Origin of the sequence: Ilumatobacter fluminis, assembly GCF_004364865.1 — a bacterium.
GTDB classification, from domain to species: Bacteria; Actinomycetota; Acidimicrobiia; order Acidimicrobiales; family Ilumatobacteraceae; genus Ilumatobacter; species Ilumatobacter fluminis.
In genome coordinates this window covers 196,632-213,942 of sequence record NZ_SOAU01000001.1, presented here as the reverse complement: position 1 = coordinate 213,942, position 17,311 = coordinate 196,632, and the positions used below count along the sequence as shown (strand labels likewise).

General features: G+C 69.2%; 19 protein-coding genes. 9 read left to right on the top strand and 10 right to left on the bottom strand.

From position 1 onward, the window contains the following. Positions 1-15: 15 nt before the first annotated feature. Positions 16-1,203 carry a Fic family protein gene (locus BDK89_RS00930; protein WP_133867165.1) on the bottom strand — a complete coding sequence of 396 codons (1,188 nt, stop codon included), beginning with the start codon at positions 1,201-1,203 and terminating at the stop codon, positions 16-18. Positions 1,204-1,309: 106 nt separating this feature from the next. On the opposite strand from BDK89_RS00930, the gene BDK89_RS00925 reads away from it, so the two are divergent. Continuing rightward, positions 1,310-2,101, top strand: a complete 792-nt coding sequence (locus BDK89_RS00925; protein WP_133867164.1) for an enoyl-CoA hydratase/isomerase family protein — start codon at positions 1,310-1,312, stop codon at positions 2,099-2,101. Between the two features lie 9 nt (positions 2,102-2,110). On the opposite strand, the gene BDK89_RS00920 is transcribed toward BDK89_RS00925, so the two are convergent. Further along, positions 2,111-3,079, bottom strand: a complete 969-nt coding sequence (locus BDK89_RS00920) for an LLM class F420-dependent oxidoreductase (RefSeq protein ID WP_133867163.1) — start codon at positions 3,077-3,079, stop codon at positions 2,111-2,113. 37 nt (positions 3,080-3,116) lie between these two features. After that, positions 3,117-3,806 carry a hypothetical protein gene (locus BDK89_RS21525; protein ID WP_166657290.1) on the bottom strand — a complete coding sequence of 230 codons (690 nt, stop codon included), beginning with the start codon at positions 3,804-3,806 and terminating at the stop codon, positions 3,117-3,119. 213 nt (positions 3,807-4,019) lie between these two features. On the opposite strand from BDK89_RS21525, the gene BDK89_RS00905 reads away from it, so the two are divergent. Continuing rightward, positions 4,020-5,804 carry an HD-GYP domain-containing protein gene (locus tag BDK89_RS00905; protein ID WP_133867160.1) on the top strand — a complete coding sequence of 595 codons (1,785 nt, stop codon included), beginning with the start codon at positions 4,020-4,022 and terminating at the stop codon, positions 5,802-5,804. Between the two features lie 31 nt (positions 5,805-5,835). Continuing rightward, positions 5,836-6,240 (top strand): MmcQ/YjbR family DNA-binding protein, encoded by a 405-nt coding sequence (locus tag BDK89_RS00900; RefSeq protein ID WP_133867159.1) that lies wholly within the window; start codon positions 5,836-5,838, stop codon positions 6,238-6,240. A 12-nt stretch (positions 6,241-6,252) separates the two neighbouring features. Here BDK89_RS00900 and BDK89_RS00895 read toward each other — a convergent pair whose 3' ends face one another. The 3 genes from BDK89_RS00895 to BDK89_RS00885 all read right to left on the bottom strand — a co-directional run bounded on the left by BDK89_RS00895 (position 6,253) and on the right by BDK89_RS00885 (position 9,308). Next, positions 6,253-6,801 carry a hypothetical protein gene (locus tag BDK89_RS00895; protein WP_243839063.1) on the bottom strand — a complete coding sequence of 183 codons (549 nt, stop codon included), beginning with the start codon at positions 6,799-6,801 and terminating at the stop codon, positions 6,253-6,255. After that, on the bottom strand, positions 6,798-7,109 hold the full coding sequence (locus BDK89_RS00890; protein WP_208293914.1) for a helix-turn-helix domain-containing protein: 312 nt from the start codon (positions 7,107-7,109) through the stop codon (positions 6,798-6,800). Before BDK89_RS00890 ends, BDK89_RS00895 begins: the two co-directional genes overlap by 4 nt. A gap of 123 nt (positions 7,110-7,232) precedes the next feature. Further along, positions 7,233-9,308 (bottom strand): RecQ family ATP-dependent DNA helicase, encoded by a 2,076-nt coding sequence (locus tag BDK89_RS00885; protein WP_133867158.1) that lies wholly within the window; start codon positions 9,306-9,308, stop codon positions 7,233-7,235. Positions 9,309-9,451: 143 nt separating this feature from the next. Between BDK89_RS00885 and BDK89_RS00880 the strand changes: the two genes are divergently transcribed. The 5 genes from BDK89_RS00880 to BDK89_RS21520 all read left to right on the top strand — a co-directional run bounded on the left by BDK89_RS00880 (position 9,452) and on the right by BDK89_RS21520 (position 13,864). Beyond that, positions 9,452-11,005 (top strand): Plug domain-containing protein, encoded by a 1,554-nt coding sequence (locus tag BDK89_RS00880; protein ID WP_133867157.1) that lies wholly within the window; start codon positions 9,452-9,454, stop codon positions 11,003-11,005. 152 nt (positions 11,006-11,157) lie between these two features. Further along, a complete protein-coding gene (locus BDK89_RS00875) occupies positions 11,158-12,072 on the top strand; it encodes an ArsA family ATPase (protein WP_166657289.1) in 915 nt (304 codons plus the stop codon). Further along, positions 12,069-13,166, top strand: a complete 1,098-nt coding sequence (locus BDK89_RS00870; protein ID WP_166657288.1) for an ArsA family ATPase — start codon at positions 12,069-12,071, stop codon at positions 13,164-13,166. Before BDK89_RS00875 ends, BDK89_RS00870 begins: the two co-directional genes overlap by 4 nt. A gap of 199 nt (positions 13,167-13,365) precedes the next feature. After that, positions 13,366-13,704: a hypothetical protein gene (locus tag BDK89_RS00865; RefSeq protein WP_133867154.1), complete on the top strand. Its 339-nt coding sequence runs from the start codon at positions 13,366-13,368 to the stop codon at positions 13,702-13,704. A gap of 1 nt (position 13,705) precedes the next feature. Beyond that, complete coding sequence (locus tag BDK89_RS21520) at positions 13,706-13,864, top strand: hypothetical protein (RefSeq protein ID WP_166657287.1); 159 nt, start codon at positions 13,706-13,708, stop codon at positions 13,862-13,864. 181 nt (positions 13,865-14,045) lie between these two features. Here BDK89_RS21520 and BDK89_RS00860 read toward each other — a convergent pair whose 3' ends face one another. Both BDK89_RS00860 and BDK89_RS00855 read right to left on the bottom strand, forming a co-directional pair. Continuing rightward, positions 14,046-14,444 carry a type II toxin-antitoxin system VapC family toxin gene (locus tag BDK89_RS00860; protein ID WP_133867153.1) on the bottom strand — a complete coding sequence of 133 codons (399 nt, stop codon included), beginning with the start codon at positions 14,442-14,444 and terminating at the stop codon, positions 14,046-14,048. After that, positions 14,444-14,710 (bottom strand): type II toxin-antitoxin system Phd/YefM family antitoxin, encoded by a 267-nt coding sequence (locus BDK89_RS00855; RefSeq protein ID WP_133867152.1) that lies wholly within the window; start codon positions 14,708-14,710, stop codon positions 14,444-14,446. The genes BDK89_RS00860 and BDK89_RS00855 overlap by 1 nt, the downstream gene beginning before the upstream one ends. A gap of 423 nt (positions 14,711-15,133) precedes the next feature. On the opposite strand from BDK89_RS00855, the gene BDK89_RS00850 reads away from it, so the two are divergent. Then, positions 15,134-16,510, top strand: a complete 1,377-nt coding sequence (locus BDK89_RS00850) for a M20 family metallopeptidase (protein ID WP_133867151.1) — start codon at positions 15,134-15,136, stop codon at positions 16,508-16,510. A gap of 96 nt (positions 16,511-16,606) precedes the next feature. Here the strand turns inward: BDK89_RS00850 and BDK89_RS00845 are convergent, their stop codons facing one another. Both BDK89_RS00845 and BDK89_RS00840 read right to left on the bottom strand, forming a co-directional pair. Next, positions 16,607-16,831, bottom strand: coding sequence for a hypothetical protein (locus BDK89_RS00845; RefSeq protein ID WP_133867150.1), 225 nt, complete (start codon positions 16,829-16,831; stop codon positions 16,607-16,609). Between the two features lie 186 nt (positions 16,832-17,017). Further along, positions 17,018-17,311 carry a hypothetical protein gene (locus BDK89_RS00840; protein WP_166657286.1) on the bottom strand — a complete coding sequence of 98 codons (294 nt, stop codon included), beginning with the start codon at positions 17,309-17,311 and terminating at the stop codon, positions 17,018-17,020.

The window sequence follows — 17,311 nt, the reverse complement described above, 5'->3', positions numbered from 1 at the left end:
GCGTCGACGATGTGGTTACGCGGGCGGCGTTCGGCGTCCGCCCCGGTCGGCGAAGTCGTCGAGTGCGGCGAGGATCTCCGGAGCGGCGTACTTCCGGTTGCGGCGGCCGACGGTGACCTGTTCGAGTGCGCCGATGTCGACGAGGCGCCCGATGGCGTCATCGGCCGCCTGGGCCCGCACGTCGATCGCTCGCTGCAGCAACGCCGAGTCGAGCACGGGTTGGCGGACGATGACGTCGAGCGCACGCCAGACGGTGGCCTGCGGTCGGGCGACGAGTCCGTCGCTCCAGCGCTGCCGGATCGATCGGACGCTCTCGACGAGGGCACGTCCGTTCACGACGGCCGCGTGGATCGCCTCCGAGACACGTTCGATGATCGGAACGGGTTCGCCGTTGCGGTACGCGTCGAGAGCGTCGAAGTAGCGGTCGACGTCGACGAGCAGTCCGGAGGAGACGGGCACGGCGACGTGACGTGTCAGGCCCTTCGCCCGGAAGATCGCGTGGAGTAGCGCACGGCCGGTGCGACCGTTGCCGTCGGTGAACGGGTGGATGGTCTCGAACTGTGCGTGGGCGATCGCGGCCTGGACCACGACAGGGAGGTCGTCTCGCTCGACGAAGGCGACGAGGTCGGCGACCGCCGGACGGACCCGCTCGTGATGCGGTGGGACGAACGCCGCCGTGTGCGGGCCGTAGCTGCTCGCGCCGATCCAGACCTGTTGATCGCGCCATCCGACGGCGTCCGGTTGGACGTCGTCGAGCAGCGTTCGTTGGGTCTCGAGGATGGCGGCCTCGTCGACCCGGTCGGCGAGGCGGAGCGCCGCCCGCATCGCAGCGGTGTTGGCGGCGATCTCGGTGGCGTTGCGTCGGCTCCGGTCGCCCAGCTCGGCGAGCGCGACCGATCGGGCCGATGCGGTCAACCGTTCGATTCTCGACGACGAGGCCGACTCGCTCCGCAAGAGGATCGCACCGTACGGCACGAGCTCGACGCCCAGTTCGGCATCGAAGGCGGCAAGCATCGTGGCCGCTTCGTCGGCGAGCGCTGCCACTGCCGACGGCGTGTCGACGACGACCGACTCGATCGTGGGGACGACCGCGGCGAGGTACGGGCCGGCATACGTCGTTCGCCAGCGTCGAGGGATCTCGGTCGTCGGCGTCCACGACCGTTCCTCGTACGCCACGCTGGGCCAATCGGGGTCGGGCGCCATGAATCGATCATAGTATGAGTTTTGCCATAACTCATACTATGGATCCTGAGTTTCCCGGCTGGCGCCCGACTCGTCCAGCCTCGGGGTCGGTCGGTACCGTCGCTCCATGTCCTCGGAGAGATTGCTGGTCGAGCGTGCCGACGGGATCGTGACCGTCACCCTGAACCGGCCACGACGCAAGAATGCCGTGCCGTCCGACATGTGGGACGAGCTCGCCGAGACGTTCCGCGAGATCGCCGTGCGACGTGACGACCGAGCGGTGATCGTGACCGGCGCCGAGGGCGACTTCTGCTCGGGCGCCGACCTGGCCGGTGACGGGAACGAACCGCCCGAACACCTCGACCAGCACCAGCTGTCGGCGATGCGGCGGGTGGGCGCCGCGTGTGTCGCACTGGCGGAGATGCCGAAGCCGACCATCGCCAAGGTGTCGGGCGTCGCCGTCGGCGCCGGCTTGAACATGGCGTTGGCGTGCGACCTCGTCGTCGCCGACCGCACCGCTCGCTTCGCCGAGATCTTCGCCAAGCGCGGACTCAGTATCGACTTCGGCGGGTCGTGGTTCCTCCCCCGCCGCATCGGCCTTCATCGTGCCAAGGAGCTCGCCCTGTTCGCCGACCTGATCGACGCCGACGAGGCCGACCGGATCGGTCTCGTCAACCGTGTGGTCGACAACGACCAGCTCGACACGTTCGTCGCCGACTGGGCGGCGCGCCTGGCGGCCGGCCCGCCGATCGCGCTGGCGCAGACGAAGCGCTTGCTGAACGAGTCGTTCGAGTCGACGCTGCAGCGCTCACTCGAGAACGAGGGCTCGGCCCAGACGGTCAACTTCGCCACGTCCGACACGGCCGAAGCGGTGCGTGCGTTCGTCGAGAAGCGCACCCCCGAGTTCAAGGGCCGCTGACGAACCCGGTCAGCCGGGAGCGAGCGTGCCGAGTGTGCGCTCCGCTGCGTGGCCGGCCGTGGCGGGAACGAGGCAGATCTCGTCGACGCCGGCGGCGGTGTAGTCGGCGATGCGGTCGTCGACGTCGTCGGCAGTGCCGATCAGGCCGATCGCGTCGATGAGTTCCGGCGGCACAGCGGCGAACAGTTCCTTGGGGTGCGGACTGGAGCGGGCGAACTCGACCAGGTCTCCGAAGCCGGCCTCGGCGAACATCTCGCCGTAGCCGGGGGCGGCGAGGTAGGCGACGAGTCCCATCGTGATCTGGTGCAGCGTCTCGTCGGTCGGGTCGATCGCAGCCGGGAGCCACGCTGCGACCGTGGGGCAGGGGCGGCCGGCCGCTTCTGCCGCCGTTGCGAGTTCGTCGACGAGGCGTCGAGCCGCTGCCGGCGTGACCATGTTGAGCACGAGCCGGTCGGCGACCCGTGCGGCCACGCCGATCGCACGCACCCCAAAGGCCGCGACGGTGAGGCTGCTCTCGGGCGACGGCAGTCGGAGGCGATAGCCGGTCGTCGAGACGGTCTCCGTTCGGAGGTCGGCCTTGCGGCCGCTGAGCAATTCGGCGGTGGCGACCACATGGTCCTCGAGCGTCCGTGCCGGGCGACCACGTTCGAGTCCGTGCCAGCGTTCGACCACGACGTCGCTCGACGTGCCGAGCGCGACGTCGACGTGGCGGCCCGTCAGGTTCGCGACCGAGGCAGCGCCGACGGCGACGGTCATCGGGGTGCGCGCATGTACCGAGAGCGGTCCGATCGTGAAGTCGATCCGGTCGGTCACGCCGGCGATCGCCGTGGCGAGTGCGAAGGCATCGTACGTCGCCATCTCACCGATCCACAGTTCGGGGTAGCCGAGTTCGTCGGCGAGACGGGCGACGGCGACGTTCTCCTCCGGCGGCCGGTCCTGCCACAGGCCGAGCACGGCGGAGACCAACGGGGCGGGCATCTCCCGATGATGCCGCGCTGGCGGGGGTCGGCCGGAGTCAGGCGGGGCGACGGCGGGCGGCCACGACGCAACCGAAGCCGACGGTGATCAAGAGGAGCGACGCCACTCCGAGTCGCCCGTTGCTGCCCGTCTCGGGCAATTCGGCGACCGGCACCGGCCCCGCAGCAGCGACCGTCGATGTGGTCGACGAGGTCGACGGCGGCAGCGGCGGGGTGCCGACGGCACCGACTCCGAACAGCAGCTCGACATCGCTGTCGGTAACGGAGAGGCCGAACGACATGCCAGGTGAGCCATCCTCGAGCGTCAGGAAATAGGCAGCCTCGTCGCTGTTCTCGATCGCGAACGTGAGTCGATACTCGCCGGGTTGTACCTCGAACCGCTGGCAGACGGGCACCGAGGTACAGGGCATCGCCTCGCTCAATGGGTCCGCCACTTCCGGGTTGTGCAGAGCGACGCGAGCCTCTCGGGCGATCAGGAAGTCTTCGTCTGCGTCGATCGAGACCGAGATCGTGTACGTCTCCGACTCGGCAGGTACTGACGGTTCGGTCGGCGGGACGCTCGTCTCGACGGGAATCGTCGGCTCGGGCGCTGACGTCTCCGGCGCGGACGTCTCCGGAACCGAGGGCTCGGGCACCGACGGGTCGGGGCCGGCGGACGCGACGGAGCCACCGACCATCAGCGCCACCGCAGCACCGATCAGCGCCGCTCCCGTCCGTCCTCGACCCATGTCGTCCTTCCGCCTCACGCACCGATCGACCGGTGCGCACCTCCCCAACGTATCCCGTCGAGCATCTCCGGTTGCAGCGTTTCCCACCACGGGAAACGGCCAACCGAACCCGATCCTCACGAAGAGAGACGGCGTCGAACCGCGCATTCAAGCCTGCGACAAGAACCCCCAGGGCGCGACGACAGGCGTACGCACACTCTCCATACTGCTGTTATGGCGGGACCCACTCGAGGCGCAACGGAGTCGTCCGCGACGTGGCGCGCCTCACGTGCGGGATCGTTCGCGATCCGGTCCGCCGCCTTCCTCACGCCGATCGTCGCGGCCTACGTGGCGATCCGGCTCGTGGGGACGCACCTCATACGTCCGACCGGAACGGTCGGGCTCGTGGTGTGGATCCTGCAAGCGGCAGCAGTCGGTGCGCTGGTGTCCCATGCTGTCGGTCGCCTGACGCGCCGGCTGCTGCCGCTCGCAGCCCTCATGCAGCTCACGCTCGTGTTCCCCGACCGGGCGCCGTCGCGCTTCGGCGTGGCGCTGCGCTCGGGCACCGTGAAGCAGATGCGGGAACGGGCGCAGGTGTACCACCGGGACGGATTGGGCTCGTCGCCGGCCGAGGCGGCGGAGAACGCGATCGTGCTCGTGAACGGGCTGGGCCGTCACGATCGACTCACGCGTGGCCACACCGAACGGGTGCGTGCGTACGCCGACCTGATCGCGGAGGAGATGGGCCTGTCCGACGACGACCGCAACGGGTTGGCGTGGGGCGTACTGCTCCACGACGTCGGCAAGATCGAGGTGCCGGCGGCGGTGCTCAACAAGAAAGAGAAGCTGACCGACGACGAGTGGCAGCAGCTCAAGCGACACCCGGCGATCGGCGCCGAGATGTTGCGCCCGCTGGCGCCGTGGCTGGGCGAGTGGGTCGGCGCCGCCGGCGAGCACCACGAACGATGGGACGGGAAGGGCTACCCGACCGGGTTGGCCGGCACCGACATCTCGCTCGCCGGTCGCATCACGGCGGTGGCCGACGCATACGACGTGATCACGTCGAAGCGGTCGTACAAGGAACCGATGTCGAACGCCGCAGCTCGCGAGGAGCTCGTGCGGTGTTCGGGCGGACAGTTCGATCCGGCGGTGGTGCGGGCGATGCTCAACGCATCGGTCGGTCGATCACGATCGGCCGGGTGGTTGGCGTGGTTGACCGAGATCCCGATCGTGCGGGCGGGCGTGTCGGTCGCGACGTCGCCGGCGGTGGGCGCAGCGGCGTTCACGACGGCGGCCGTACTCGGATTGGCCGACGACTCCGCCGAACGGCGCACGGCGTTCGCCGCGGAGCTGGAACAGCTCACGGCCACGGCGACGACCGACGTCCCCACTGCGGTTGGCGCGACGCCACTCGACCAGACAGCCGAAGAACCTGCGGCGCCCGAACCTGCATCCACGGGTGACGACCGGCGTGCCGCTCCGGAACCGGCGCCCGACGTCGCGGCGACGGTCGTTCCGGTCGTGGGCGAGGCGTCGACCGGCGCCTTCGTCGACACGAGCAGCCCCGACACGACTCTCACCCCATTAACGACGACACCGGCTGCGACGATCCCGTTGGCACCGGTGACGACCTCGACGTCACCGTCGACGCAGAAGCCGAACTCCGACGGTGCTGCGCCGTCGACCACGCTCGCACCGTTCGAGCAGCCGGCCGGTTCGCCGACCGGCCCGACGACGAGCCCGACGACCATTGCGGCGCCTGGGGCGCCGGGTGCTCCGACGGTCGTTACGCCGTCGACGACGGCTCCCGTTCTCCTGCCGTCGATCGAACTGCCGTCGGTGAGCACCCCGGCGGTCACGACCCCGGTCGTCACCGTCCCGTCGGTGACGACACCGGTGGTGACGACGCCCCCGATCACGGTGCCACCGATCGTCGCGCCGCCGACCAGCACGACGACGGTGCCGCCGCTGATCTCGATCGACATCGACCTGCCGTTGCTCGGCGGGCTCCTGCCCTGACGCCTGCGTCGCCCGGCGTACGATCGCTCGCATGGCGAAGCCGAAGGGTCGTGCGTATGTGGACGACGTCCCCGAGGAGTACGAGGACCGGCTCCGTGCGATCGGCGAGTCGCTGCCCGAGGCGTACGAGGAACGGGCGTGGGTGGGGGTGCGGTGGCGTGTCCGCAAACAGACCTTCGCGCAGCTGTTGGCGATCGACGACGAGGGAGAGCCTCGTCGGGTGGTGCTGACGTTCCGGTCGCAGGGCGAGGAGCTGGAGGTGTTGAAGAACGCCGGCCATCCGTTCTTCCTGCTCGGCTGGGGGCGGGACGCGATGGGGATGGTGATCGACGACGACACCGACTGGGACGAGGTCGCCGAACTCGTCACCGAGAGCTACTGCACGAGAGCCCCGAAGAAGCTGATCGCCCTCCTCGACCGCCCACCCGACCCGTAGGAGCGGGTGGGGTCACGTGTCGTTGCTGCGGCTCAGCGCCACGAGTCGTTCGATGCGGTGGTCGGCGCCGCCGAGGTAGGTGGCGAGCACGCCGATCACCCGCTCGACGTCGAGGCTGCCGGCCTCGTGCATCTCGGCGAGGTCGGCCCGGTCCCTCGGACGGTCGAAGAACGCCTTGAAGACGGCCAGGTCGGAACAGTCGAGGAACGGCACGTCACGGCCGGCGAACGGTTCGACTCGGGCTCGGGACGCCGCTCGTTCGTGGAACTCCGTCGTGTTGAAGAAGACATCGACCGGAACCTCGCCCCACCACAGGCGGGTCTGGCCGTCGGCGTGGATCTCCCGGCGTTGCGCCGGGGCGATCTCGATCTCGTCGGGGAGCGCCGCCTCGACGCGATCGAGGTCGTCGGTGGGCAGGAACAGGTTGACGTCGATGTCGATCGTGCCGCGCGCCTGCTGCGTGCACCACGCGAGCGCGAGTGCTCCGCCGAACGCGTGTGGGATGTCGGCGTCGGTGAGCCGTTCGTCGAGCTCGACGATGCGTCCGACGAGGTCGATCACGAGGCTCGCCCGAAGACGGGGAGGTCGAGTCGGCGACGATGTCGTGCCGGGAACTGGCCTGCGAGCCGGAGGACCGCCTCGAGCTCGTCGCCGCGTCGGCTCGCCGGGGCGGCGCGCTTGGTGAAGGCGATCACGGGTTGGACTCCCGCAGCTCGGACGATGCGCTGGAGTGTCGCCGCAGTCGGCGACTTCGCGCCGTGTTCGTAGGCGGACAGGGTCGCGTGCGAGGTGCCGGCCCGACGAGCGAGCTCCCGCATCGACAGCCCCGCCCGCTCCCGAACCGTCCTGATCGTCACCGCAGCCTCCACGAGACCACTGTACCAACGTGGTATCCGATCAGATACCAGTCGGATGAGGTCAGACCCCAACCGACCCGCCGAGCACGGTGATACGAGTCAGGTCGTCGGTTGGGGTCTGACCTCATCCGACCGCTACGACTCGCGCTTGGAGCTGGAGGCGAGGGCGGCGGGCCAGACGGGGCCGGCGCCGGCACGGCGGAGGCGGCGGGCGACGTCGGTCATGGTCCAGCTGGAGTCGACGATGTCGTCGATCAGCAGGACGGGCCCGCCCGACACGGTGCCGTCGACGGCGAACGCTCCCTCGATGTTGATCTGCTGGTGGACGCTGTTCTGCTGCTCGACCTGGGGTGGCCGCTCGTCGACCTTGACGACGACCGGTTCGAACGGCAGGCCCAGTCGAGCGGCGACAGCTATAGCGAAGTCGGGCACGAGGCGCGGGTAGCGCAGCGACGGCACGCAGGTGACCCACGTAGGTGCGGGGTCGGGACCCCACTCCTCCACCATCTCGACGAACGCATCGACGAGTTGGTCGTCGAACACCCCGTCGTCGAGCTTGCCCCGCCGGACGAGCTGCCCCCAGCCGGCGTCGCCCCAGATGCCGAGCACGCGACCGTCCTCGGCCCGCTCTTCCTTCGGGAAGTTGCGGCGACTGCCCCGCTCGGGGTCGTACACCTGCTTCTTGGTGGTGAGTTCGATCGGGCGCTTGCGGAGGAACCGTTCGGCTTCGGCGACGAGTTCGGTCGGCAGGTCGATGGTGGCGGTGCTGCCCGTGCAGTTGTCGCAGATGCCGCAGTCGGATGCGTCGGGGTCGTCGAGCAGGTCGGCGATGTGGCGCATGCGGCAGCCGTCGGTGTGGAAGTAGTCGAGCATCGACTGCTGCTCGCGCCGGCGGGCGGCGGTGACGGCGTTGATGCGCTCGGCCGGGTACTCCCACGGCACATCGGTGCGGGCGTACTTCGATCCCTCGACGCGTTCGAGCACGCCGTCGACGTCGAGTTGCTTGGCGACCATCTCGAGCCGGCCGATGCTGACGTTGACGTACTCCTGGGCTCGGATGAGCGATGCCGGTTCGTCGAATCGGTCGTAGGCCTCGACGAGATCGTTGACGAGGTGTTCGGCGGCGAACGCGTTCTCGATGAAGTAGTCCTGGATCGCCGCGTCTTCGAGACCGCGCAGCAGGATGCCCTCGCTGCGGTCGAGCGCACGGCCGGCACGGCCGACCTGTTGGTAGTAGGCGACGGGTGAGCCGGGCGACTGGAAGTGGACGACGAATCCGAGGTCGGGTTTGTCGTAGCCCATGCCGAGTGCGGTCGTCGCGACGAGCGCCTTGATCTCGTTGCGCTGCAGCTTCGCCTCGGCGGCGAGCCGCTCCTCGTTCGGGAGGCCACCGTGGTACGCCTCGACGTTCACCCCCTTCGACCGGAGCCAGTCGGTGACGTTGTCGACGTCGCGGACGGTCAGGCAGTAGACGATGCCGGAGCCATCGAGCGTCGGCACCGTTTCGGCGAGCCACGCCAACCGTTCGGCCGGGCGGTCGAGCGCGTGAGCGCTGAGGGCGAGGCCGTCTCTGCGGAGCGGGCCTCGGAACGTGGTGAGTTCGGCGCCGAGCTGCACGGCGACGTCGGCGACGACGCGATCGTTGGCGGTGGCGGTGCACCCGAGGATCGGCACCGACGTGCCGGCCAGCTCGTCGAGCAGGCGACCGATGCGGCGGTAGTCGGGGCGGAAGTCGTGCCCCCAGTCGGAGATGCAATGCACCTCGTCGATCACGATCAGGCCGGGCCGCTCTCCGACGAGCGGCATGATCTTCTCGGCGAACTGTGGGTTGGCGAGCCGTTCGGGAGAGATGAGGATCAGGTCGACCTCGTCGGCGCGCAGCTGGCCCTCGAGCTCGTGGACGGTGGTGGCGGACGCGCTGTTGATGGTCTCGCAGCGCAAGCCGAGTCGGGTCGCGGCGTCGATCTGGTTGCGCATCAGGGCGAGCAACGGCGAGATGAGCAGGGTCGGCCCGAACCCCTGCTCGCGCAGCAGGTGGGTGGTGAGGAAGTAGACCGCGCTCTTGCCCCAGCCGGTGCGCTGGACGACGAGGACGCGGGAGCGGCTGTCGACCAGCGCACTGATCGCCTCCCGCTGCCCGTCGCGGAACGATGCGTCGGCGCGGCCGGTCAGCTTCCGGAGCGCATCGAGCAAGAGATCGTCAGCCGCCATGAACCCGAGCATGCCAGAGGGGTGTCGCAAGGTTGCACCGGTCGGTTGAGGTCACGACGGGGTTCGCGGGCCGCCGGGGTTGACGTCCGTGGTGGGATGGTCGGCAACGGTGGCGGGCGGCGTTGCCGGCAAAGGAGGCGGACATGTCCACCCAGCGGACCATGTCGGGCAGCGGAAGGCGACTGGTCGCGGCCGGTCTGACGGCGGCGATGGCACTCGCCGCGTGCGGAGGCGGTGACGACGACTCGGCCGACACGACACCGGCGACGGAGCCAGCGCCGGCGGAGACGACCGAGCCCGAACCTCCCTCGACCACGGCGGCGCCGGTGACGACCGCATCCGCCACGACGGTCCCGGCCTCGACCGAACCGGCCACGCCCGACACGACCGAGCCGGCGGAGCCCGCCGGACCGGTCACCGTCTACAGCGAGGACGGCGCCGTCGCCCTCACCGTGAGCGCGGCCGACGCCGAACGGGTGAACCCGACCGTGCGGGTACTCGATCCGTCGGAGTGGCCGCCCGAGTTGGGCGACGCGGACCAGCTTCCCGGCGTGACGATCTACGAGATGGAACCCGACGGCGCCGAGTTCGACGAACCGGTCGTCGTGTCACGCCGCCTCGACATGAGCGCCTTTGGCGACACCGTCGACCTCGGCAGCGTCCCGCTCGTCGTGCCGTTCACCCAGAACGACGACGGCCAGTTCGCCCCGCTCGACGACCTCACGGTCTCCCGTGTCGGCGACGATCTGTTCGCCTCCGGCACGACCACCCACTTCAGCCCGCTCGGCACGATCAACCTCGCTGCGGCCGTCTCGGTGGTGGACGTTCCGATCAGCGTGGATGCGGTCGAGGCGATTCCGGCGGAGAGCGTCGCGGATGCGCTGCGCAACGTGCGCGGCGTGTTCCCCGACCAGCAGGGCGGTGTCGTGCAACCGTTGGAGGTGCGCGGCGTCCCGGCCGGCCAGTTCCCGCTGGACGGGCTCACCCCGACCGTCACGTCACTGACCGACGCCCCGCTCGATCCGGGTCCCGTGTTCGCCGCGACGATGACCGAACCGTTCTTCACATCGCCTGACCCGGCCGAGGCGCCGACCGTCGAGGCGGTCGAGGTGATTACGTCGTCGTCGACCGACGTGCCCGGCAGCCCGCTGTTCGGGGACCCGGGCGACGTGCCCGACGACCTGGCGATCACGGTCAACCTGTACATCGCCTCGCTCTACGAGGACGACGGCGCCGAGAGCGAACGGTTGCGTCAGGTCGCCGAGGACCTGGCCGCGAAGGCGGGGTTGCGGTTCGAGGTCATCCACAACCCACTGTTCTCGTACCCGTCGTACTTCCGACTCGAGGTCGACGAGGTCGAGATGTACGAGGACGTGTCGCTGTACGCCGCTGCGTACACGGGCGACTTCGGCCCCGATGCCCAACTGGTCGACCTCGCCCCGATGAAGTGGGCCGACGACGCGTACGTCGCCGATGTCGGGCTCACGAGCTATGGGGACGTGAAGCACGGGCTGATCGTCGCGATCGAGGACACGCGCCCGGCTGACGAGCTGACCCTGATCGAGCGGTACGACCAGTTCTGGTCGACGCCCGGGGCGATCATGGCCCTGTTCGTTCCCGACCCATTCCCCATCACGGCCGAAGAGGGTGTCATCTACGAGGGCCCCGCCGGCTACCAGATCGTCGACATGCCCTGAAAGGACACCAGCGTCGGATGATGTCAGACATCATCCGACGAGCCCGCTGAGGGTGGGGGCCGCCGGCCGGTCGGATGATGTCTGACATCATCCGACCGTCGACTGGGTACCGTGGGTTCATGTCGGTCGGTGGTCCTTGGGTGGGTGCCCGGGTGGCGATCGTGGCCGGCAAGGGTGGGGTCGGGTCGAGCACGGTGGCCGCGGCGATGGCGCTCGGTGCTGCCCGTGACGGGCTCGACGTGTTGTTCGTGTCGGTCGACGGTCGACCAGGTATGGGCACCTTGCTCGGCGGTCGTGAACTCGACGACCGCGAGCGTGAGCTCGGCAAGGTCGACGGGTCGGGCCGTCTCCGGGGTCGCACGATCCCGGCGCATCAGGCGTTCACCGACTACTTGGAGATCAAGGGGATCGGGGCGGTCGTCCGCCGTGCCGCCGCTGCGGCGTCCCTCCCGATGATCGCCGCCGCCACGCCCGGGTTAGAGCACCTGATGATCCTCGCCCGGGTGAAGGAGTTCGAGCGCGACGGTCACGCCGACCTGATCGTGGTCGACGCTCCCCCGGCCGGTCGGGCGACGGCGTTCCTGCAGTCGGCGCTGGCGGTGTCCGATCTCGTCACGACCGGTCCGGTTCGTGAACAGGCCGACGAGGTGATCGAGATGCTGCACGACCCGGCACGGAGCCGGGTCATGGCGGTGACCCTGCCGGAGGAGACGCCGGTGACCGAGGCGATCGAGTTGACCGCCGAGGTCGACCGGTTGTCGATCGGTCACCTGCCGCTCGTCGTGAACGGCTGCTGGCCGGAGCTGCCGGGCCTGGCGAAGTCGCCGGGGATGGCGTCGCGGTCGCACCAGCTGAAGTTGTCGGCCGACGCGAAACGGGTGTTGGAGTCGGCGTCCGGGTTCGGGCGCGCCCGCCAGATGCAGCAGGAAGAACAGATCGATCGACTGACGGCGGCCGTGGAGCAACCGATCATCCGACTCCCGCGGCTCACGACGGCCCGGCTCGGACCGAGCGATCTGCCGGTGCTGGCCGACGCCCTCACCGGCGACGAGGGCGGTGCGTCGTGACCGGTTCGTTGCGTGACGTCGTCGAGCAGACCGATTTGTTGGTGACGGCCGGACCGGGCGGGGTCGGCAAGACGTCGACCGCCGCCGCGCTCGGCGTGGCCGCGGCTCGGGCGGGACGTCGTGTGGTGGTGCTGACGGTCGACCCGGCGCGCCGGTTGGCCGACGCACTCGGGTTGGCCGAAGGTGAAGGTGCCGACCTGCCGCATCAGGTGGAGCTGGCCGGCGCCCCGAAGGGCGGCGAGTTGTGGGCGGTCATGCTCGACGCACAGAAGACCTTCGACCGGCTCGTGCGCGAGCAGTCGCCGAGTGAGCAGCAAGCCGACGCGGTGCTCGGCAACGCGGTGTACAAGGCGCTGTCGGGGTCGCTCGCCGGGGCGCAGGAGTACATGGCGGTCGAGCGGCTGCATCAGCTGTACACGAGCGGTGAGTGGGATCTCGTCATCGTCGACACGCCGCCGTCGCGCCACGCGATCGACCTGCTGGAGGCGCCGGATCGGCTGACCCGTTTCCTCGGTCATCCCGTCTATCGGGCGCTCACGGCGGGGCAGCGCACGTTCGCCCGCGTGACCGACGCAGCGTCGTCGGTGTTCCTGTGGGCGGTGAAGCGGTTGGCCGGCCCGAAGCTGGTGCAGGACGTGTTGGAGTTCTTCCGATCGCTGGCCTACGTCGAGCCGGGGTTGCGGAAACGGGCCGAGGAAGTGTCGGCGCTGCTGCGGGCGGAGTCGACCAGCTTCGTCGTCGTGACGAGCCCTCGGTCGGAGTCGGTCGGTGAGGCGAATCATCTGATCGACGCGCTGGAGCACCGTGGTTTCCCGTTCGGCGGGGTGATCGCCAACCTGGTGCATCCGATGCCGGAGTCGTTCGATGTGTTGTCGGCGAAGGAGCGAGCCGCACTCGAGACGTTGGAGCCGGGCCCGCTCGCCGACCACGTCGCCTGGCACCGCGAGCTGACCGAGCTGGCGGAGTCGGAACGGGAACAGCTCGCCACGATCGGCACGGCGGGCGCGAACGTCCCGATGCTCGAGCTGCCGCTGCTCGACATCGACATCCACGACGTCGACGGCCTGATCGTCCTCGCCGACCTCCTCACCTGACGGGGTCGGATACGTTTCGTCGGTCGGCCGCTCTCGTCTCGACCGAGTGGCCGACGAAACGTATCCGACCCCATGTCGTCTGATGCGGCTTGCCCGGCCGGCCGTCGTCGACGAACGAACTACGTCACACCCTCGTCGTAGGTTGATGCGTATCGGAGGTTCGCCCTCCCAGCAGGTTCCAGCAAGAAGGCGGGACACCATGTCGACCCGTAGCGACCGATTCGCGCTCTATGAGATGATGAGAGCGGCGTGGGGCGAACCACTTGCCTCCGCCATGATGCAGGCGATCCCACCGATGGCACCCGACGACTACGCCACCAAACAGGACATCGAGCACCTCGCCGTCCAGTTGCGCGGCGAGATGTCCGAGCTTCGCGGCGAGCTCAAGGGCGAGATGTCCGAGCTTCGCGGCGAGCTCAAGGGGGAGATGGCGGCCCTGCGCGGTGAGTTCCGTGCGTCGTCGCGGCACACCTTGGTCACGATCATCGCGGCAGCGGCTTCGATCTGGTTGTCGTTCTACCTCCCGGCGGTGCTCTGACGTGGAGGTCGTCGACGACGAGCAGATCGTCGAGCTTCACCGCAAGCTGGTCGAGGTCCTCGGCCCGAACGAGGCCGACACGCTGATGGCCTTGCTGCTTCGCGGACGGTGGGAGTTCATCGCCGACCGCAACGACATCCAGCGCCCCAGCACCGTCTGACCACCCCGCCGGCGGCGCCGACGACGAAAGGTGTCGGACCGACCTGGCGACGACAGCCTTGCTGACCGCGACGCAGCCGCCGATCTAGATGTCGCAGCGTTGTCTCGTCGAACCAGATCTCGCCACGCTGTCGTCGAGCGACTGTGTGCGCTGCGCGCGGTCGTCGGGCCGCGCTCGACCGCTACGTGCGGCCGGGCGCGACCGTCGTCATCGCAGCGGCGCGCACAGCGTCGGCAAGTCGGTCGTCGTACGTGATGACGGCGTCGAGTTCGTCGCCGAGCGTCAGGGCCGCCGCGAGATGGAGCGCGTCGAGGCTGCGCATGGTCGGGGGTTCGAGCAGGGTCGCGCGTTCGAAGACGTCGGTCGTCAGCGTCATGATCGTCAGGCTGTCGAGCAGCTCACGCGCCGCCACGGCGAGGCCCGGGTCGATACGCCGGACCGCACGTACCAACTCGGTCCTCGTCAGGTCACTCGTGACGAGCCGGCGGCTCGGCTCCGTGACGTAGTGCCGCAACTCGTCGGACTCGGGATCGGCGACCATGAGCTTGACGGCCGCCGAGGTGTCGAGGTAGTCGAACATCAGTAGCGCTCGTCGTCGCGTGCGGCGACGATCTCGTCACTCAGGGAGCGGCCGATGTCGACCGGTGCCGGCAGGTCTCCGAGAGCCCGCTTGGGCAGCCTGGCGAGTCCGGCTTCGACGAGGCCGTCGAGCGTCGACGACGGCAGTGGCGAGAGCTGTGCCACGGGTCGGCCTCGATCGGTCACCACGATGACCTCACCGCCTGCGGCGCGGGCGACGACGGCCGACGCGTTCTGCTTGAGCGCTCGGATGCCGACCTCGTCCATGTGCTTCATCGTAGAACATCGGCCATGCAGGAGGTACCGCGCCGGTCGCCTCCTCGACCAGCCGCACAAGGCGAGCCACTGCTCGACCTATGCACTGTTCCTCGGGGCCAGCCGGCTCGCGGCCGTTGGCGACATCATCAACGAACCGTCGCTCCTCCTCGGCGGTCATCACCTCGAGCGCGTGCACGAAGGGCCGGCCACTTCCGTCCGGCGTTCGACATCGGATCTCGAAACGGGCCCCGTCATCCACTGGCCTCACCGTGATGTACGAGTAGGCACGCACGATCTCCCACGGCGACTCGCCGCCGATCAGTTCGATGGCTGGTGCTTCCATGTCGAGGACGGTACGACGGGGGTGTCGCAGGGTCTCGGGCTCACCGGTGGCTGGCAGGTGCGACGGTCGCGCCGGGTAGCGTCCGCGCCATGACACGGGAAGCGGCGGTCGCCGCGGCATACGAGCAGGTCGATTCGGGAGCGTTCTTCGAGACGTTGGCGCGGCGGATCGCCGTGCCGACGGCGAGCAGCGAGGCGACGGCCGACGTCATGCACGAATACTTCGACGCCCAGATCACGCCCGACCTCGAGGCGCTCGGCTACACGGTCGAGGTGTACGCCAACCCGGCGCCCGACGGCTTCCCGTTCCTCATCGCCACCCGAGTGGAGGACGAGTCGCTGCCGACCGTGCTCACCTACGGCCACGCCGACGTGGTGCGCGGCCAGGCCGATCGTTGGGCCGAGGGCCGCTCGCCGTGGGAGCTGCGTGACGAGGGCGACCGCTGGTACGGCCGCGGCACCGCCGACAACAAGGCGCAGCACTCGATCAACATCTCGGCGCTCGGCATCGTGCTCGCCACCCGTGGCCGACTCGGCTTCAACTCGACGATCCTGCTCGAGACCGGCGAGGAGGTCGGCTCGCCCGGACTGCGCGAGTTCTGCGAGCAGCACACCGCCGAGCTGCAGGCCGACGTCCTGATCGGTTCCGACGGTCCGCGCCTGCACCGCGACCGTCCGTTGGTGATGGGCGGCACGCGCGGCGTCATCAACTTCGACCTGACGGTCGATCTGCGTCCTGGCGGCCACCACTCGGGCAACTGGGGCGGCCTGTTGCGCAACCCGGGTGCGGTGCTGGCGAACGCGATCGCCTCGATCATCGACCGCGACGGTGCGATTCGGGTACCCGAGTGGCGGCCCGACTCGTTGACCGACGAGGTGCGTGCGGCGCTGGCCGACATCGAGATCGAGCAGGGCGACGACGCACCCGAGATCGACCCGACGTGGGGCGAGCCGGGCCTGACCCCGAACGAGCGCGTGTACGGCTGGAACGCGTTCGAGGTGTTGGCGTTCGAGACGGGCAACCCGAAGGCACCGGTGAACGCGATCCCGCCGCGGGCGAGCGCGCACTGCCAGTTGCGGTTCGTGGTGGGCACCGACGGCGACGACATCATCCCCGCGCTGCGGCGACATCTGGAGCGGGAGGGCTTCCCGGAGGTCGAGGTGACGCAGGCCGACGTGTTGATGGGCGCCACCCGCCTCGACCCGACCGACCCGTGGGCGCAACTCGCCGCCGCCTCGATCGAGGAAACGGTCGGCACACCCGCCGACCTGCTCCCGAACGCCGGCGGCTCACTCCCCAACGACGTGTTCACCGACGTGCTCGGCCTGCCCACCGTCTGGGTGCCGCACAGCTACCCCGGTTGCAACCAACACGCCCCGAACGAACACGTCCTGCTGCCGTTGATGCGTGACGGCCTCGCCATCATGACCGGCATCTTCTGGGACACCGGCCACCAAGTCGATTGAGGTCAGACCCCATCCGACCACCCATCACCGCTCAGCCCGCATGACCTCGTCGGATGGGGTCTGACCTCAATCGACGACGACCCTGACCATCGCAACTCAGCGGGTGAGGGCGACGATCAGGCCGGCGAGGCCGGTCGTCCAACCGACCAGCGCCCAGGTCTGCGCCCGGATCGACTGGTGCATCTCGGTTCGCAGATTCGCCTCGAGTGCGCGCATGTCGGAGCGTACTGCGCTGAACTCCGACCGCATCTCGGTCCGGACCGAGTCCAGATCGGACTTGGTGGCGACGTCGGCCCAGCCGACGGGTGGCAACATGCTCATGCCGTTGTTCGCCACCCGGTCGCTCGTTGCTGCCTTGATGAGTTCATGGACTCTCGTGCCGTTCGGCCTCGCTGATCGACATGGTCGGTCGACTCCCTCCGGTTTCCAGGTTCCGGGTGGTGGTCCACCGATCGGGCAGCCTCACGACTGCCTGCGGAGAACAGTACCAAGCGGGTGCGCGTCCGGTCAGCGGGCTACGTCGATGGCGGCGGTGACCTCCGCGCGCGATGCGTCGTCGATCTCGTGGAGTGGCGAGCGGAGGAACTCGTCGAACGACTGCCGCCCGTCGGTGTTGTGGTCGGACCCGAGCCCGGACTCGTCGCCCTTCTTCCAGTGCATGCCCTCCGGCAGGTGCGGATGGAAGCCCCACACCACCACCTGCAGAGCGGCGTCGACCTTCACGTACCAACTGACGTCGATCCCGTGCTCGTCCACCTCACGTCGGTAGACGATCCGCGGAGGAGGCGTGTGGTCGACCAT

Excerpts from the sequence above, each read along its gene's own strand:
- BDK89_RS00930 (WP_133867165.1), bottom strand. The coding sequence starts at position 1,203 with ATGGCGCCCGACCCCGATTGGCCCAGCGTGGCGTACGAGGAACGGTCG.
- BDK89_RS00925 (WP_133867164.1), top strand. The coding sequence starts at position 1,310 with ATGTCCTCGGAGAGATTGCTGGTCGAGCGTGCCGACGGGATCGTGACC.
- BDK89_RS00920 (WP_133867163.1), bottom strand. The coding sequence starts at position 3,079 with ATGCCCGCCCCGTTGGTCTCCGCCGTGCTCGGCCTGTGGCAGGACCGG.
- BDK89_RS21525 (WP_166657290.1), bottom strand. The coding sequence starts at position 3,806 with ATGGGTCGAGGACGGACGGGAGCGGCGCTGATCGGTGCTGCGGTGGCG.
- BDK89_RS00905 (WP_133867160.1), top strand. The coding sequence starts at position 4,020 with ATGGCGGGACCCACTCGAGGCGCAACGGAGTCGTCCGCGACGTGGCGC.
- BDK89_RS00900 (WP_133867159.1), top strand. The coding sequence starts at position 5,836 with ATGGCGAAGCCGAAGGGTCGTGCGTATGTGGACGACGTCCCCGAGGAG.
- BDK89_RS00885 (WP_133867158.1), bottom strand. The coding sequence starts at position 9,308 with ATGGCGGCTGACGATCTCTTGCTCGATGCGCTCCGGAAGCTGACCGGC.
- BDK89_RS00880 (WP_133867157.1), top strand. The coding sequence starts at position 9,452 with ATGTCCACCCAGCGGACCATGTCGGGCAGCGGAAGGCGACTGGTCGCG.
- BDK89_RS00865 (WP_133867154.1), top strand. The coding sequence starts at position 13,366 with ATGTCGACCCGTAGCGACCGATTCGCGCTCTATGAGATGATGAGAGCG.
- BDK89_RS00860 (WP_133867153.1), bottom strand. The coding sequence starts at position 14,444 with ATGTTCGACTACCTCGACACCTCGGCGGCCGTCAAGCTCATGGTCGCC.
- BDK89_RS00855 (WP_133867152.1), bottom strand. The coding sequence starts at position 14,710 with ATGGACGAGGTCGGCATCCGAGCGCTCAAGCAGAACGCGTCGGCCGTC.
- BDK89_RS00850 (WP_133867151.1), top strand. The coding sequence starts at position 15,134 with ATGACACGGGAAGCGGCGGTCGCCGCGGCATACGAGCAGGTCGATTCG.
- BDK89_RS00845 (WP_133867150.1), bottom strand. The coding sequence starts at position 16,831 with ATGAGCATGTTGCCACCCGTCGGCTGGGCCGACGTCGCCACCAAGTCC.
- BDK89_RS00840 (WP_166657286.1), bottom strand. The coding sequence starts at position 17,311 with ATGGTCGACCACACGCCTCCTCCGCGGATCGTCTACCGACGTGAGGTG.